The sequence below is a fragment of the Ideonella aquatica genome, from assembly GCF_018069755.1.
Classification (GTDB): Bacteria; Pseudomonadota; Gammaproteobacteria; order Burkholderiales; family Burkholderiaceae_C; genus Ideonella; species Ideonella aquatica.
In genome coordinates this window covers 73,319-90,435 of sequence record NZ_JAGQDE010000008.1, presented here as the reverse complement: position 1 = coordinate 90,435, position 17,117 = coordinate 73,319, and the positions used below count along the sequence as shown (strand labels likewise).

Here is a 17,117-nt window from a genome sequence, read left to right as displayed (position 1 = left end):
GCGTTTTGGGGTTAACCCCCTATGACCGCTGAGTAAACCCTTAGTTTCGGCCTCCATCGGCCGCATAGAATCGCGCGCTATCGCCTGGCCCGGCCTTCGCTACAAGCAGGGGTTGTGGAAGGCGCTTTTGTTTTGTTCCGCCGGGGCATGCCTTATCCGTGGCTGCGCCGGTGCCGTATGGGGGTACTCCGCATGGTCGGTGTGTTCACGGCGCTGCGCCGTGTCCGGGCGCTTTGGGCGCCCGCGATGGGGCTGGCAGCGCTGCTGGGATTGGCGGGCTGCGACAACAGCCCGTGGGTGCATGGCGAAGCCAGCCGCAACGTCATCCACTCGGCGATGATCGAGAACACCCCGCGGCACCTGGACCCCACGGCGTCGTACTGGTCGAACGACACCCTGGTGACCTACCAGGTGTATGAGCCGCCCTACGGTTATCACTACCTGAAGCGCCCGTTCGAGCTGGTGCCCAAGTCGGCCGAGCAGGTCGTCAAGCCGCGCTACTACGACAAGAGCGGCAAGGAACTGGACGAGGAGGCGCCCGGCGAGCAGGTGGCCGAGAGCGTCTACGACGTGCCCATCCGCAAAGGCATCCTGTTTCAGCCGCACCCGGCCTTTGCCAAGGACGAACGCGGCAACTACCGCTACCACGCGATGAAGCCGGGCGATATCGGCGAGCGCCGCTCGGTCATGGACTTCGAGCACACCGGCACCCGCGAGCTGGTGGCCGAGGACTTCGTCTACGCGCTCAAGCGCCACGCCACCACCCGCATCACCACGCCGATCTTCGGCATCTTCTCCGAGTACGTGATCGGGCTGAAGGAATACGGTGACCTGGTCAAGGCCGAGGACAAGAAGCTGCGCGCCGGCACCGATCCGGCCAGCCTGGACAAGCCCTTCCTGGACTTCCGCCGCTGGCCGCTGGCCGGCGCCACCGCCCCCGAGAAGCACCTGCTGCGCATCCGCCTGCATGGCAAGTACCCCCAGTGGAAGTACTGGATGCAGATGACCTTCACGGCGCCCATCCCCTGGGAGGCCGATGCCTTCTACGCCCAGCCGGGCATGGCTGCGCGCGGCCTGACGCTGGACATGTGGCCGGTGGGCACCGGCCCCTTCATGGTGACCGAGTACGTCAAGGACCGCCGCATCACGATGCAGCGCAATCCGAACTACCGCGGCGTGCCCTACCCCTGCGAGGGCAGCGACGAGGACAAGGCCAAGGGCCTGCTGGCCGACTGCGGCAAGCCCACGCCCTTCATCGACACCATCATCGCCACGGTGGAGCGCGAGGCCACGCCGCAGAAGAACAAGTTCCGCGACGGCTACTACGACCTCGAGGTCTTCGAGCGCACCGATACCGGCAAGGCCTACCTGGTCGAGATGGACGACTCCGACGAGGTGCGGGCCGACTACACCGCCAAGGGTTTCGATTTCGGCCAGTACAGCGACGTCAACAGCTACATCATCGGCTTCAACATGATCGACCCGGTGATCGGCTACGGTGACACGCCGCAACTGCGCGAGCGCAACCGCAAGCTGCGCCAGGCCATCTCGATCGCGATTGACTGGGAGGAGTACTCGAAGATCTTCCCGAAGAAGGCCGGCGTCACCGCGATGAGTCCGCTGCCCCAGGGCATCCCCGGCTCGCGCGAGGGCCAGCCCGAGGGCGTCAATCCGGTGACCCACAAGCTGGTTGACGGCCAGTACCAGCGTCGCACGATCGAGGACGCGAAGAAGCTGATGGTCGAGGCCGGCTACCCCGATGGCCGCGAGGCCAGCAGCGGCAAGCCGCTGGTCATCAACTACGACTACTACGCGCCGGCCACGCCGGAGCGCAAGCCCGAGATCGACTGGGTGGTCAAGCAGTTCGCCAAGCTGGGCATCCAGCTGGAGGTGCGCGCCACCGACAACAACCAGTTCCAGGACAAGGTCCGCAAGGGCAAGCACCAGGTCTTCTGGCTGGGCTGGAACGCCGACTACCCCGACGCCGAGAACTTCCTGTTCCTGCTCTACGGCCCGAACTCGAAGAGTGTGTCCGACGGCGAGAACACCTCGAACTACCAGAACGCCGAGTACGACAAGCTGTTCGCCCAGCTCAAGACCATGGACGACGGCCCCGCCAAGCAGGCCCTGATCGACCGCATGGTGCGCATCCTGCAAGAGGACGCGCCCTGGAGCTTCGGCTTCTATCCGTATGCATCAGCGGCGGTCCATGGCTGGATCAAGAATTCCAAGCCGGCCATCCTGATCCGCGACCACGGCCGCTACCTGCGTCTGGACGCCGCGCAGCGTGCCGAGGCCGTGGCGCGCTGGAACCGCCCGGTCTGGTGGCCCCTGCTGCTGCTGCTGCTGGTTGCCGCCGGCGGCGTGGTGGTGGCGCGGCGTGCGCTGCGCAAGCGCGAGCGCATGAACGCCCGCGGCGAAGTCCTGGCCTGATCGACGAGAGCACACGATGATTGCGTACACCATTCGCCGCCTGCTCTACGGCGTCGTGATCCTGCTGGGCGTGAACCTGGCCACTTTCTTCCTGTTCTTCACGGTCAACACGCCGGACGACATGGCCCGCCTGAACATCGGCGGCAAACGCGTCACACAGGAGCTGATCGAGAAGTGGAAGGTCGAGCGCGGCTATGACAAGCCGCTCTATGTCAACGACCAGCGCGAAGGTCTGGCGCGGCTCACCGACACGATCTTCTATGACCGCTCGGTGTCGCTGTTCCAGCTGAAGTTTGGCCGCGCCGACGGCGAGAGCGCCGGCGACATCGGCCACGAGGTGGCCAGCCGCATGTGGGTGAGCATCCAGCTGGCGCTGCCCATCTTCATCCTGCAGGTCATCGCGAGTACCGCCTTTGCGCTGCTGCTGGTGATGTTCCGTCACACCCGACTGGACCTGTGGGGCGTGGTGTTGTGCGTGCTGATGCTGTCGATCTCCAGCCTGTTCTACATCATCGTCGGCCAGTACCTGTTCTCGCGGGTGCTGAAGCTGGTGCCGATCTCGGGCTATGCGGCAGGGCTGGATGCGGTGCGCTTCCTGATCCTGCCGGTGCTGCTGTCGGCATTGGCCCGCCTGGGTGCCGAGGCGCGCTTGTACCGCGCGATGTTCCTGGAGGAGATCGGCAAGGACTATGTGCGCACCGCGCGCGCCAAGGGCCTGTCCGAGACGGTGGTGATGTTCCGCCATGTGCTGCGCAATGCGCTGATCCCGATCATCACCAGTGCCGGCGGCTACCTGCCGTACGTGTTCATGGGCAGCCTGGTGTTCGAGAGCTTCTTCGGCATCCCGGGTCTGGGCGCCTACGTGATCGAGGCGATCAGCAAGCAGGACTTCGCCATCGTGCGCACCATGGTGTTCGTGGGCTCGCTGCTCTACATCGCCACCTACATCCTGATCGACCTGGCCTACACCTGGGTCGACCCGCGCGTCCGCCTGGGCTGACGCCACCGCTGCAAGGAACACGGTGATGCCGAAATTCGTACTTCTCTGGACCGATGTGGCGATCTGGCTGCTGATCGCCGCTGCGGTGGGCTATGGCCTGATGGTCCGCCGCCGCGCCAATCTGCGCGCCAACTGGGCCAAGGTATTCCAGAACGGCCCGGCCTTGGCCTCGAGCGTGGTGCTGGTGCTGTGCCTGCTGCTGACGCTGGCCGACAGCCTGCACTTCCGGCCGCAACTGCCGCCCACGCCGGGTGCACCGGCCGGCACGGTGGCCTACGACACCCGCGTCAAGTCGGTACTCGATGCGCTGATGGCCTCAGCCGCTGAAGCCCGCGAGGCCACCTACTCGGTGCCGCTGGCCTATGTGCGCTTCACCAAGGAGTCGGAAACCATCGATGGCAAGGTGCAGCGCGTCGCGCCGCGGCTGACCTATGGCGGTGCCCACCTGAGCAACCCGGCGGCTGAATGGGCGGGTGACGTCACGGCACGGGTGCTCAAGGGGCTGGTCGCCGGGGCCCTGGGCGCTACGCTGCTGTGCCTGCTGGGCCTGCTGCTGATCGGCCGGGCCCGCGGCACGCCCTTGGCGCAGACCTGGCAGGACGTGCGCCAGCAGCGCTCGCCGGTGCCCTGGCATGTCGCCGGTCTGACCGTGCTGATCCTGGGCCTGCTGCTCGGCCCGGTGGTCACGCTGAATGGTGCCTACCACGTGTTCGGCACCGACATCACCGGCAACGACGTGCTCTACCAGTCGGTCAAGAGCATCCGCACCGCCTTCGTCATCGGCACGCTGGCCACGCTGGCCACTTTGCCGCTGGCGGTGACGCTGGGCATCATGGCCGGCTACTTCAAGGGCTGGGTGGACGAGCTGATCCAGTACCTCTACACCGTGCTGTCCTCGATCCCCAACATCCTGCTGATCGCTGCCTGCGTGCTGATGGTGCAGGTGTTCCTGGACAAGCACCCCGAACTGTTCGAGACCGGTGTCGAGCGGGCCGATCTGAAGCTGTTCCTGTTGTGCGTGGTGCTGGGCGTGACCGGCTGGGCCGGCCTGTGCCGCCTGCTGCGTGGCGAGACCCTGAAGCTGCGCGAGCTGGAGTATGTGCAGGCCGCGAGCGCCTTCGGCGTGGGGCACTGGCGCATCATGGCCCGGCACATCTTCCCCAATGTGGCGCACCTGATGCTGATCGTCACGGTGCTTGAGTTCTCGGCCCTGATCCTTTATGAGGCCGTGCTGTCCTACGTGGGCGTCGGCGTCGATCCGTCGATGAACAGCTTTGGCGGCATGATCAACTTTGCCCGCAACGAGATGAGCCGCGACCCGGTGGTGTGGTGGCCTTTTGCCGCTGCCTTCGTGTTCATGGTGTCGCTGGTGCTGGCCGCCAACCTGTTTGCCGACGGCGTGCGCGACGCCTTCGACCCGCGCGCCCGGGCCTTCCGCCCGCGCGTGGCCGCCATTCCCAAGAAAGCCTGACGCGAGCGCCCCATGCTGGACATCAAGAACCTGAAAGTCGAGCTCGATGGCGAGGCGGGCATCGTGCGCGCCATCGACGACATGCGCCTGACCCTGCAGCGCGGCGAGACCTTTGCACTGGTGGGTGAATCGGGCTGCGGCAAGAGCATGACCGCGCTGGCGCTGATGCGCCTGCTGCCCGAGAACGGCCGCGTCGTCGGCGGCGACATCCTGATCGATGGCGAAGACGTGCTGGCCCTGCCCGAATCAGGCATGCGCAGCGTGCGCGGCGGCCGCATCGGCATGATCTTCCAGGAGCCCTCGACCAGCCTGAACCCGGTGATGCGGGTGGGCGATCAACTGGTCGAGGCCATCGAGACCCACACCCAGCTGCGCGGCGTGGCGGCGCGCGAAAAGGCCATCGACTGGCTGCGCCGCGTGGGCATCCCCGAGCCCGAGCGCCGCATTGACGACTACCCCTTCCGCATGAGCGGCGGGCAGAAGCAGCGGGTGATGATCGCGATGACGCTGGCGGCCGAGCCTGACTACATCGTCGCCGACGAACCCACTACCGCGCTGGACGTGACCATCCAGGCCCAGGTGCTGGACCTGCTGCGCGACCTGCAGCGCGAGCATGGTCTGGGCCTGCTGCTGATCACCCACGACCTGGCCGTGGTCTCGGGCATGGCCCACCGCGTCGCGCTGATGTATGCCGGTCAAATCATCGAGCTGGCGCCGGCCGATGAGTTCTTCCGTGCGCCCCGGCATCCCTATGCCCAGGCGCTGTTGCGCGCGCTGCCTGACGCCTCGCGCCGTGGCACGCAGCTCTCCGCCATCCCCGGGACGGTGCCGCCGCTGACGATGAGCTTCAGCGGCTGCCGCTTTGCGCCGCGCTGCGATCGCGCACTGCCGCAGTGCGCCAGCACCGTGCCGGCGCTGCTGTCCCAAGGTGGGGCGCGCGAGGTGCGCTGCCTGCTGTACACGGACGGCGCTGTGGCCCAGGGCGCGGTGGCTGCACCTCAGCCGGCACCGGCGCCGACGCCGCGCAACACGCCGTCGGCCCAGGACCAGCCGCTGCTGGACGTCAAGGGCCTGCGTGTGCGCTTCCCCATCCGCAAGGGCCTGCTGCAGCGCACGCAGGGCTGGTTCGATGCGGTGGACGGCGTCAGTTACCAGGTGCGCGCGGGGCAGACGCTGGCCCTGGTCGGCGAGTCGGGCTGCGGCAAGACCACCAGTGGCAAGGCCATCGTGCAGCTGCTGCGCGGCCAGGCCACGATCGAGGGCCAGGCGCTGCTGGCCGGACAGAACCTCTTTGCGCTGGAGGGCGACGCACTGCGCGCCGCGCGGCGTGACATCCAGATCATCTTCCAGGACCCGTTCGCTTCGCTGAACCCGCGCATGCGTGTCTTCGACATCCTCGAGGAAGGTCTGCTGTCGCTGCAGCCCGACCTGGACGCCGCGGCGCGGCGGACCCGCTTGGAAGCCCTGGCGGACCAGGTCGGCCTGCGGCGCGACGCCCTGGAGCGGTACCCCCACGAGTTCTCTGGTGGACAGCGTCAGCGCATTGCCATCGCCCGCGCGCTGGCAGTGCGTCCGAAGCTGATCGTCTGCGATGAGCCCACCTCGGCGCTGGACGTCTCGGTGCAGGCCCAGATCCTGAATCTGCTGAAGGACCTGCAGGCCGAGCTTGGCATCGCCTACCTGTTCATCACCCACAACATCGGCGTCGTCGAGTACATCGCCGACCGGGTGGCCGTGATGCGCGGCGGGCGTATCGTGGAGCAGGGCGACTGCGCCGATGTGCTGCAGCGTCCGCAGGATGCCTACACGCGCCGCCTGATCGACGCCGTGCCGCGCCTGCACACGCCCGCCTGAGCGCCCACGCGGCGCTGGCCGCCTGGCAGTCTTGATGCACGTTGTCCCTGGCGACAAGGTGTCGTCTCGCGCACGCGTGTGACCCCCATGAACGTTGCCGTTTTTTTGCAACAGAGCGCCCTGGAATGAGAGGCAAAAAGGGTTAACCGCATGACTGGACCAGAGGGCACTCGCCACAATCCGTTCACGGTCCGTTGAAGCAAGGACACGAAACTTCACAAGACGGCATGGCCCTTGCTTCATGACTGGGTCTATCGATCAATTCTTTTCAGATCAAAGGAGTGGCATCCATGTTCAATCGCACGAAACTATGCTCCAGCATGCTGGTGGCGTTCGGCGGCGGCGTCGCGGCGTTCAGCCCGATGGCGCAAGCCCAGACCGCCCCGAGCGACACCCCCACCGCCGAGCGCGTGGAGGTGACCGGTTCGCGTGTCCGCCGTATCGATGCCGAAGCTGCGGCGCCGGTGCAGATCGTGAACCGCGAGCAGATCCAGCAGTCGGGCGTGGTCTCGATCGGTGCGCTGCTTCAGCAACTGCCGTCGATCGCCGGTGCGGCGACCAACCCGCAGGTCAACAACGGCGGCGGCGACGGTGCCTCCACCATCTCGCTGCGTGGCCTGGGTTCCGAGCGCACCCTGGTGCTGCTGGACGGCCGTCGCCTGGGTGCCGGCTTTGACGTCAACTCCATCCCGCTGAACCTCATCGAGCGCGTCGACATCCTGAAGCAGGGTGCCGGTGCCACCTACGGTTCGGATGCCATCGGTGGTGTGGTCAACATCATCACTCAAAAGAACTTCACCGGTTTCAACGTCGCCGCCCAGGTCGGCGCTGCGGGCAAGGGCGATGCCGAGACCAAGAACCTCGAGCTGACCTTCGGCACGTCCACCGACAAGGGCCATGTGATGGCCGGCCTGAACTTCAACAAGCAGGGCCTGGTGCGCTCCGGTGACCGCAAGTTCTCGGCCCAGGCGCTGTACTGGTACACCTATGACGGTGCGGTGAACGTCCTCAAGCTGGGTTCGAGCTCCACCCCGCAAGGCCGCCTGTCGCTGCCCGCCAGCACCGTGCTGCCCAATGGCAAGACGGCTGCCGAGCAGTTCGGCTGCGCCGGCTCCACCATCCGCCTGACCCGCAAGACCGGCGCCGCCGGCACCTCGCTGGACGACTTCCGCTGCTACACCGGCGCCGACTCCTACGACTACCAGCCGCAGAACCTGGCGCTGACCCCGCAGGAACGCGTCAGCCTGTTCGTGGATGCTTCGCACCAGGTCACCGACGCCGTCGAGCTGTTCGCCACCGTGCTGCACAACCGCACCACGTCGGGCTTCCAGATCGCTCCGCTGCCGATGGTGGCCTCGAACGACGGTTGGGCCACCAGCGCCAACAACCCGTTCGGCATCTCCTTCGGCTCCACCGCCGCCGGCGGCGCCGTGGGCACGAACATGCAGGTGCGTCCGGTCGATCTGGGCAAGCGCCAGTCGAACAACGCGACCACGCTGAGCCAGATGACCCTGGGTGCTCGCGGCGCGATCACCGACAGCTCCTGGACCTGGGATCTGGCTTACACCTACCAGGGCTATCGCCAGAACTCTGGTGTCAGCGGCTACATCAATGGCGGCCTGCTGCAAAACGCGCTGACCAACGACGCGTTCAACATCTTCAACGTCACGGCCGACAACCCGACCGGCCAGGCCTCGCTGGTGGGTCTGACCCCGTTCTCGGTGGGCTACACCAACTTCACGTCCACCAACGAGCGCACCCTGGACCTGGTGTTGACCGGTGACCTCTACAAATGGACGCCCGGCACGATCCAGGCTGCGGTGGGCGCGACCTACAGCAAGGCCAACCTGAGCGTCAAGGTCGACGAGCTGACCCGCTACGTCCCGCCCACCTACAACTCCTGCCTGCTGGCGGCCGAGACCTGCGGTGGCGACACCAGCGGCACGCAAAACGTCAGGGAAGTCTTCGGCGAGCTGTTCATTCCGCTGCTGAAGGACATGCCGGGCGCCAAGGCCCTGAACCTGACACTGGGCAGCCGTCTGTCCAGCTATGACAGCTTCGGCAGCACCACCAACAGCTCCGCCAAGCTGGAGTACCGTCCGGTCGCCGACCTGATGGTGCGTGGTACGGCCTCTCAGGTCTTCCGTGCGCCGACGATCAGCGACCGCTTCGGCGCGACGCAGGGCACCTTCCCGACCTTCATCGATCCTTGCGCCAGTGCCACCGGCAATGAGCCGGGCTACGACCGCGCCTGCCAGTACATCCCGCCCAACAGCGGCTACGACCAGGACAACTCGCAGATCCTGGGCTTCCTGGGTGGCAACAAGAACCTGAAGCCTGAGCAGGGCAAGGTGTTCACGCTGGGCTTCGTCTATGACTCGAGCCTGATCAAGGGCTTCTCGGTCACGGCCGACTACTGGAACGACGCGATCTCCTCTGGTGACCCGACCACGATCGCTGCGGCGTGCCTGAACACGCCGTCGGATACCTTCTGCAATCGGATCAAGCGTGACCCGGGCACTGGCCAGATCGACAACATCGACCTGTCCAACCTGAACGCCGGCTACATCAAGACCAATGGTATTGATGTGTCGCTGCGCTACATGCTGCCGCCCACCGCCTATGGCCGCTTCCGCCTGGGCCTGGACACCAGCTACACCAAGAGCTTCAAGTACGACCTGGGCAACGGTGTCGAACAGGAAGCCGCTGGCACGCTGGATCCGAGCTACGGCAACTTCGCCAAGTGGCGCGTTTCCGGCAATGTGCAGTGGGGCATGGGCCCGTTCGGTGTGCTGTGGACCTCGCGCTACATCAGCAGCACCAACATCAGCAACAGCAAGGACTCCAACTTCTGCTCGACCGCGACGTGCCAGACGATCCTGGTCCGTCAGGGCGGCGTGACCTACCACGATCTGGCCCTGTCCTACAGCATGGACAAGACCAAGACCAAGGTCATCGTCGGCGTCAACAACGTGGGCGACAAGCAACCTCCGCTGGCCTATCAGTTCCAGCTGAATGGCAACGTGGACGTGCAGACCTACGACACGATCGGCCGCCGCTGGTTCGTGCGCCTGGAGCAGGCGTTCTGAGTGAGATGATCTGGTCCATGTGACCAGTTGATCCATGAGCCGCGCGGCCCTGCTGCGCGGCTCATTTCTTTTTGGGTGTCCCGGAAACACCGCCAAGCGTTTGGACGATGCAACAGAACATGGCGATTCAGCGGGCCTATGCCGCCTACGAGGCCGGTGACCTCCACGCGGCATCGCAGTGGGCCGACATGGCACTCATCGGTGCGCCGAAGGACACGCAGGTGCTGCTGGTCTACGGCATCATCAAGCAGGCCAAGGCCGACTACGCCGCTGCCGCCACGGCCTTCAGAAGCCTGACCCGCCTGCAGCCGACCGAACCCACGCATTGGATGAACCTGGCCACGGCGCTGCGCGCGTCGGGCCAGCTCGACGAGGCGGCCGAGGGCTATCGGGCCGCAGCGCGCATCGCCGGCTGGTCGCCTGTGCTGCGCTACAACCTGGCCCTGCTCGAGATCGAACGCGGCCAGTTGCCGCAAGCCCGCCAGCACCTGGCATTGGCCATGGTGCAGCGCCCTGTTGATGCCGAGATCGGCTGCCTGTATGCCCAGACCCTGATGCACAGTGGCGAGCCGGCAGCATTGCGCAGCGCGCTGCAGGACTGGCAGAGCTGGCAGGGCTGGACGCCCGAGTTGCTGGCCGAGGTGGCGATGATGCTGCTGACGGCGGGCGACCAGGCATCGGCGCTGGGCATCGTCGAGCAACTGGCCATGTCCCGCAGCAACGCACCGGCGGTGGAGATGACCCTGATCTCGCTGCTGGAGCGAACCAACCGCCTGGACGAGGCCAACCAGCGCTTCTCGCGACTGCGGACTGTGCGCGCATCGATCCCGCCGGAACTGACGGCGCGTTGGCTTGGGCTGTCGGCGCAGCTGGCCAACCGCAACGGACAGACGCAGGATGCTGTCGCCCTCTACCAGGAACTGCTGGCCAAGGATGTCCCGGAGCCCGAACGGCACGAGCTGCTGTTTCCGCTCGCCAAGGCCCTGGACACGCTGGGACGCAGCGACGAGGCCTTCGAGGCCGCCACGGCAGCGCATCGCTCGCAGATGGCTTTCTTCGGCATGGCCACGCCCGGATCGAGCGACCTGGAGATCGTCTTCGGCGACCCTCGAACCATCGGTTGCGACCCCGAGGACGTCGCCCGCTGGCATGACCCCGCGGCGCCGTCCGCGGATCAAAGCCCCGTCTTCATCGTCGCCTTCCCACGCTCCGGCACCACCCTGCTCGAGCAGATGATGGACGCGCACCCCGGGCTGCAGACCATGGACGAACAGCGCTTCCTGCTGGACGCCCAGGAGTGCCTGCAGGAGCAGGGTCTGGACTATCCGCGCGCGCTGGCCCAGGCCACGGCCGAGCAGCTGCAGGCTGCCCGCCAGCGCTACTGGCACCAGGTGGCCACCAAGGTGGACCTGGCGCCCGGCCAGCGCCTGCTGGACAAGAACCCGCTGAACATGCTGCGCCTGCCGGTGATCCGGCGCCTGTGGCCCGAGGCGCCGATCATCATGGCGGTGCGTCATCCGCTGGACGTCATCACCAGCAACTACTTCCAGCATTACCGGGCGCCGGACTTCGCCCGCCTGTGCCAGGACCTGCCCACGCTGGCGGCCGGCTACACCGCCATGTTCACGCAGTGGTATGCCGCCGTCGAGACCCTGCAGCCCCGGGTCCTGGAGATCCGCTACGAGTCGCTGGTGGCCGATCTGGAAGGCTACGCCCGACAGATCGCACAGTTCTGTGATCTGCCATGGGATGCGGCCATGCTGGAGCCCGCGCAGAATGCTCGTCGGCGCGGCTATATTGGAACCCCCAGCTACCATCAGGTGGTCAAGCCGGTCACGACAAAGGCGGTGGGCCGTTGGCGCGCCTACGAGCCGCAGATGCGAGGCCTCGTGCCCGGGCTGTCCGGGCTGTTGGCGCGGTGGGGATACGAGGCCTGAGCGCACCGCAGGGAACGAAGCGCCGAGCCCGAGATCGGATGGATGATGGTGATGGATGCAGTCGAGTTCACGGAGTCCTTCAACACGGCACGGACCTGCATGGGTACCGGTCGCCTGCCCGAGGCCTTGGCCATCCTGAATCGCCTGGTCGACGAGGCCCCCGGGCATGTCGAGGTGCGCAACGCCCTGGCCGTGCTGGCCCTCAGTGCCAACGACCTGCGCACCGCGCGACAGCACGTCCATGCAGCGCTGCAAAGCGCACCGCAGGATCCGCTCACCCTGAATCAGCTGGCCAACATCCAGGAGGCCGAGGGCGACGCGGCGGGCGCGCTGGCGTCGTACCGGCGCTTGCTGGGGGCCCAGCCCGCGCTGTTCGCCGCGCGGCTGTCCTGTGCGCGCCTGTTTGAGCACACGGGCGAGCTCCACACAGCAGTGCTGCACTATGCGCGTGCGATCGATGATGCGCAGCGCCAGGGCCGCTGGCTCAGCGAAAGCTCCACGCCGCCCGCCATGCGCGCTGCCGTGGTGCATGCGCTGTCCATGGTCAGGGAGCACAAGCGGAGCCTGTGTGACCGGATCCTGTCGGGCATCGTGGCCCGCCATGGCCAGGCCGACATGGAGCGTGTCATCGGCTTCGCGCTGATCCAGTTGGGCGAAGCCGTCTATGACGCGCCGGACAAGCGCCAGAACCCCACCCGCTTCCCGGTGCCCGGCCTGCCGCAGTCGCCCTACATCGACAAGACCCGCATCCGTGGCGTCGACCAACTGGAGCGGCAAACCGACCTGATCCGCGCCGAGCTGCTGTCCGTGATGGCGGATCCCACCGGCCGCGAGCCGGTGTTCGCCGATCCCGCGCTGGCCCAGGCCTTCCTGGACAACAAAAAGGCGGCGGCGCGCTGGGACGGCTACTACTTCTACCGCCATGGGCTGCGCAACGAGGGCAATGCCGCAGCCTGCCCGGTGACGGCTGCCGCGATCGATCAATTGCCCCTGTCGCGGGTCACCGGCCACGGTCCGGAAGTCCTGTTCAGCATCCTGGGCCCCGGCACCCATCTGCTGCCGCATTACGGCGTCACCAATGCCCGCCTGGTGGGCCACCTGCCGCTGATCGTGCCCGAGCACTGTGCGCTCAATGTGGCCGGCACAGACCACGCCTGGAAAGAGGGCGAGGTGGTCGTCTTCGACGACACCTATTCGCACGAAGCCTGGAACCGCAGCGACCAGATCCGGGTCGTGATGATCTTCGACCTGTGGCATCCTGACCTCAGCGAGGTCGAGATCGTGGCACTGCGCGAATTGCAAGAGGTGCTCAGCGGCTTCAACAGCCAGTCGGCATCGCTGGAGTTCTGATGAAACTCGACAAGCCTTTCATCAAGCTGCCGTTCCAGTTCGACGCCGAACGCCTGGCCCAGGAGGTCCAAGCGCTGCCGCCGCAGGCCTGGGTCAGCCACCCCAATGCCTTCGACGGCAACACCGCGTGCCGGCTGATCACGGTCGATGGCGCCGAGAACGACGACGTCACCGGCCGCATGGCCATGACGCCGCACCTGCAGGCCACGCCCTACATCCGCCAGGTGCTGGCGCACTTCGGCGTGGTCTGGGGGCGCTCGCGCCTGATGCGCCTGGCGCCGGGCGCCAAGGTTCCCGAGCACGCCGACATGAACTACCACTGGTTCTCCCGCGTGCGCGTCCACATCCCGGTGCTGACCCGCCCGGGCGTGAAGTTCTGGTGTGAGGACGAATGCGTCTACATGGCGCCCGGCGAGGCCTGGATCTTCGACAACTGGCGGCTGCACCGGGTCGAGAACGACACCGACCAGGAGCGCATCCACCTGGTGGCCGACACCTCCGGCAGCGCGGCGTTCTGGAACATGGCCAGGGGCGCTCATCCCGCCCAGGCCCTGCAGCACGTCGGCTTTCAGCCCGGACGTGAGGTCAGCCTGGCGCTGGAGCGCTACAACACCTTCCGGGTCATGCCGCCATCAGAGTTGGAGTCGCTGCTGGCCGACCTGGCCGCCGACCTGGCGCCCAAGGCCGCCGTAGGCGGCACCGTGCACGACGTCGCGAACTTCCAGAGCCTGCTGCGCAGCTTCTGCCACGACTGGCGTCAACTCTGGGCCTTGTACGCCGACTCCGACGACGGTCTGGAGCACTTCCGCTACATGGCCCAGGCGCTGCGCGAGGTGACGCAAGGCCATGGTGACCGTCTGGTGATGCGCAGCAACCAGGCTCCCACCATGCGGGTGCTGATGGCCCGCGTGGCGCGCTACCTGGTCAGCGAGGGGCAGGCCGGCCTGCTCAGCGCCTCATCGTCGACCAGCCGCGAGGCGGCCCCGGTGACCGCCGACACGCCCCAGGCGCCGCCGACGATCCGGCGCGAATTGCCACGCCAGGCGAGCGCGCACCACGGTATCGCCCCGGTGTTCATCATTGCCGCCCCACGCTCCGGCAGCACCTTGCTCTTCGAGACCCTGGCCAGCACGCCACAGTGGTGGACGGTGGGCGGTGAAGCCCATTGGCTGGTCGAAGGCTACGAGCAGTTCGCACCGGGCTCCGATGGGCTGGAAGACAACCGCCTGGACGCGTCCCATGCCAGCCCGGCGCTGGCTGCCGACATGGCTGGCCGGCTGCGCGCCCGCCTGCGCAGCCCCCAGGGCCAGCCCCTGCCGACTGACGCCGGTCCGGTGAGGGTGCTCGAAAAGACGCCCAAGAATGCGCTGCGTGTGCCGTTCTTTGCCCAGCTGTTCCCCCACGCGAAATTCGTATTTCTCTGGCGCGACCCTTGGGAAAATATCAGCAGCATCATCGACGCCTGGCAAAGTGGTGGCTGGGTGACTTATTCGAATATGCCCGATTGGGACGGTGATTGGTCATTGCTGCTGCCACCCGGTTGGCGAAAACTGCGAGGCCGTCCACTGGCCGAGGTGGCGACATTCCAATGGAAAACCACCAATACCATGGCGCTGGACGACCTGAGCAATCTTGCCCCCGAGCGCTGGATGGCCGTGAATTACAGGGATCTCACGCGCCAGCCGGGTCTGGAGGTTCAGCGCATCTGCAATTTTGCGGGCATTGCCTATGACGACGCGCTGCAGGCGCGGGTATCCGCCCCCTTGCCGCCGTCCCGGCATACGCTAGGCAAACCGCATCCCGAAAAATGGCGCAAGAATGAGGATGTCATTCGAAACTGCGTCGATCAGTTTTCAGATACTTGGGAAAGGTTAAAGTCCCTTCGATAGTTTCTCGCTGAATCTACCCTTTATACTCACTCGATCATCCGGTCCACCAGGGCTGGTTGAAATCGGTTGTATTTTTCAAGTATCGCTCGTGCTGACGCCAGCATGGAGCGTGGAGGTTTGAAGATGTTCTCGCGAATGTTCCTGGTCGCTGCCTGCAGTCTGGCGCTTCCCGCATGGGCGCAAACACCCGCTACGGCCCAGGTGGCTGCCGCCACGGCCGACGCCGCTTCCCAGCCGGGCACAGGACCGGATCGCATGGTCTGCCGTTATGAGCGCCCCACCGGTTCCAAGATTCCCGTCAAGACCTGCAAGACGGCGGCAATGTGGGAGTACGAAAGCGAGCAGTCCCGCAAGATGGTGCAGGACGCGCAGCAGCGCACCGGCCAGTCTTACGGCCGTTGAGCCGGCCACAGGCTGCAGGCGCACCAGGCACCTGCAGCCCAGCCCGCATCGCGGGCCGGCCGTCGCTCAGCGCGGCGCCAGGCGAATCGCGCCGTCCAGGCGGATCACCTCGCCGTTGAGCATGTCGTTGGTGACAATCTGGTGCACCAGCTTGGCGTAGTCCTCGGGCCGACCCAGGCGGCTGGGGAAGGGCACGCCAGCGGCCAGTGAGTCCTGCACGTCCTGTGGCATGCCAAACAGCATCGGTGTGCCGAAGATGCCCGGGGCGATCGTCATGTTGCGGATGCCGTTGCGCGCCAGGTCGCGGGCGATTGGCAGCGTCATGCCGACCACACCGCCCTTGCTGGCGGCATAGGCTGCCTGCCCGATCTGGCCATCGAAGGCCGCCACGCTGGCGGTGCTGATCAGCACGCCACGCTCGCCGGTGGCCTCGGGCTCATTGCGGCACATGGCCTCGGCGGCAAGGCGAATCATGTTGAAGCTGCCCACCAGGTTGACCTGGATGACCTTGGCGAACAGCGCCAGCGCGTGGGCGCCATCCTTGCCCACCGTCTTGGCCGCCGGGGCGATACCGGCACAGTTGACCAGGCCCATCAGCTTGCCCAGCGCGGTGGCGGCCGCCACCACCGCGCGTCCATCGTCCTCGTTGCTGACGTCGCAGCGCACGAAGGCACCGCCCAGCGCCTGGGCCAGGGCCTCGCCCTTGTCCTGCTGCAGATCGGCAATGACCACCTTGCCACCGTGCGCGGCGAGCATTCGGGCCGTGCCTTCGCCCAGGCCTGAAGCGCCCCCAGTGACGATGAAAACCTTGCCGGCGATGTCCATGCGATGCTCCTGTTGGATAGGTTGACGTTGACGTAAACGTCAATTGTGCACCGGCTGCCGCGTCTGCCATCGCCTCGGAAACGAGAAGGGCCGCCCGGAGGCGGCCCTGTTTGGCGAAGCTGCCGGGGAGGATCAGCCCAATGCCTGCAGCGCCGCAGCGGTGATCTCGCCCACCGAACCCACGCCGGAGATGCGCGCGTAGCGGGGGGCCTGCGCGTCGCCGGTGGCGGCCCAGGCGCTATAGTAATCGACCAGCGGGCGGGTCTGCGAGTGGTAGACGTCCAGGCGCTTGCGCACGGTCTCTTCGGCGTCATCAGCGCGCTGGATCAGGTCTTCGCCCGTCACGTCGTCCTTGCCTTCCAGCTTGGGCGGGTTGTACTTGACGTGGTAGGTGCGGCCCGAGGCCACGTGCACGCGGCGGCCGCTCATGCGCTCGATGATGGCCGAGTCGGGCACGTCGATCTCAAGGACCAGGTCCAGCTTGACGCCGGCTGCCTTCATGGCGTCGGCCTGCGGGATGGTGCGGGGGAAGCCATCGAACAGGAAACCCTTGGCGCAGTCGGGCTGCTGGATGCGTTCCTTGACGAGGCCGATGATGATGTCGTCACTGACCAGACCACCCGAATCCATGACCCTCTTGGCGGCCAGGCCCATCTCGGTGCCGGCCTTGACGGCGGCACGCAGCATGTCGCCGGTGGAAATCTGGGGGATGCCGAACTTCTGGCAGATGAAGCTGGCCTGGGTGCCTTTGCCGGCGCCGGGAGCGCCCAAAAGGATCAGTCGCATGGGTGAATTGCCTCGGAGTGGTGTGATTCTGTGAACGGCCTGATGGGCCGCTGGTCGCGTCCTGACCCGGTGTTCCGGGCC

The 17,117-nt window shown here is 66.4% G+C and carries 11 protein-coding genes; 9 read left to right on the top strand and 2 right to left on the bottom strand.

Annotated features, from left to right (window positions below; all coding sequences use genetic code 11):
• Window positions 1–192: 192 nt before the first annotated feature.
• The 9 genes from KAK06_RS10965 (at window position 193) to KAK06_RS10925 (ending at window position 15,425) form a co-directional block, all read left to right on the top strand.
• Entirely contained in the window at window positions 193–2,433 is a 2,241-nt protein-coding gene (locus KAK06_RS10965; RefSeq protein ID WP_210802114.1) for an ABC transporter substrate-binding protein, read from the top strand.
• Window positions 2,434–2,449: 16 nt separating this feature from the next.
• On the top strand, window positions 2,450–3,433 hold the full coding sequence (locus KAK06_RS10960; protein WP_210802113.1) for an ABC transporter permease: 984 nt from the start codon (window positions 2,450–2,452) through the stop codon (window positions 3,431–3,433).
• A 25-nt stretch (window positions 3,434–3,458) separates the two neighbouring features.
• Window positions 3,459–4,904 carry an ABC transporter permease gene (locus tag KAK06_RS10955; protein WP_210802112.1) on the top strand — a complete coding sequence of 482 codons (1,446 nt, stop codon included), beginning with the start codon at window positions 3,459–3,461 and terminating at the stop codon, window positions 4,902–4,904.
• Window positions 4,905–4,916: 12 nt separating this feature from the next.
• Complete coding sequence (locus KAK06_RS10950) at window positions 4,917–6,758, top strand: ABC transporter ATP-binding protein (RefSeq protein WP_210802111.1); 1,842 nt, start codon at window positions 4,917–4,919, stop codon at window positions 6,756–6,758.
• 290 nt (window positions 6,759–7,048) lie between these two features.
• Complete coding sequence (locus KAK06_RS10945) at window positions 7,049–9,847, top strand: TonB-dependent receptor domain-containing protein (RefSeq protein WP_210802110.1); 2,799 nt, start codon at window positions 7,049–7,051, stop codon at window positions 9,845–9,847.
• A 119-nt stretch (window positions 9,848–9,966) separates the two neighbouring features.
• On the top strand, window positions 9,967–11,784 hold the full coding sequence (locus KAK06_RS10940) for a tetratricopeptide repeat-containing sulfotransferase family protein (RefSeq protein WP_210802109.1): 1,818 nt from the start codon (window positions 9,967–9,969) through the stop codon (window positions 11,782–11,784).
• A 51-nt stretch (window positions 11,785–11,835) separates the two neighbouring features.
• The gene (locus KAK06_RS10935; RefSeq protein ID WP_210802108.1) at window positions 11,836–13,134 is read left to right on the top strand and encodes an aspartyl/asparaginyl beta-hydroxylase domain-containing protein; all 1,299 of its coding nucleotides are present in this window, start codon (window positions 11,836–11,838) and stop codon (window positions 13,132–13,134) included.
• Window positions 13,134–15,023, top strand: a complete 1,890-nt coding sequence (locus KAK06_RS10930; RefSeq protein ID WP_210802107.1) for a sulfotransferase — start codon at window positions 13,134–13,136, stop codon at window positions 15,021–15,023. Before KAK06_RS10935 ends, KAK06_RS10930 begins: the two co-directional genes overlap by 1 nt.
• A 117-nt stretch (window positions 15,024–15,140) precedes the next feature.
• Entirely contained in the window at window positions 15,141–15,425 is a 285-nt protein-coding gene (locus KAK06_RS10925; RefSeq protein ID WP_210802106.1) for a hypothetical protein, read from the top strand.
• Window positions 15,426–15,491: 66 nt separating this feature from the next.
• On the opposite strand, the gene KAK06_RS10920 is transcribed toward KAK06_RS10925, so the two are convergent.
• Both KAK06_RS10920 and adk read right to left on the bottom strand, forming a co-directional pair.
• A complete protein-coding gene (locus KAK06_RS10920) occupies window positions 15,492–16,250 on the bottom strand; it encodes a 3-hydroxyacyl-CoA dehydrogenase (protein WP_210802105.1) in 759 nt (252 codons plus the stop codon).
• 132 nt (window positions 16,251–16,382) lie between these two features.
• The gene (gene adk, locus KAK06_RS10915) at window positions 16,383–17,036 is read right to left on the bottom strand and encodes an adenylate kinase (protein ID WP_210802104.1); all 654 of its coding nucleotides are present in this window, start codon (window positions 17,034–17,036) and stop codon (window positions 16,383–16,385) included.
• Window positions 17,037–17,117 lie beyond the last annotated feature (81 nt).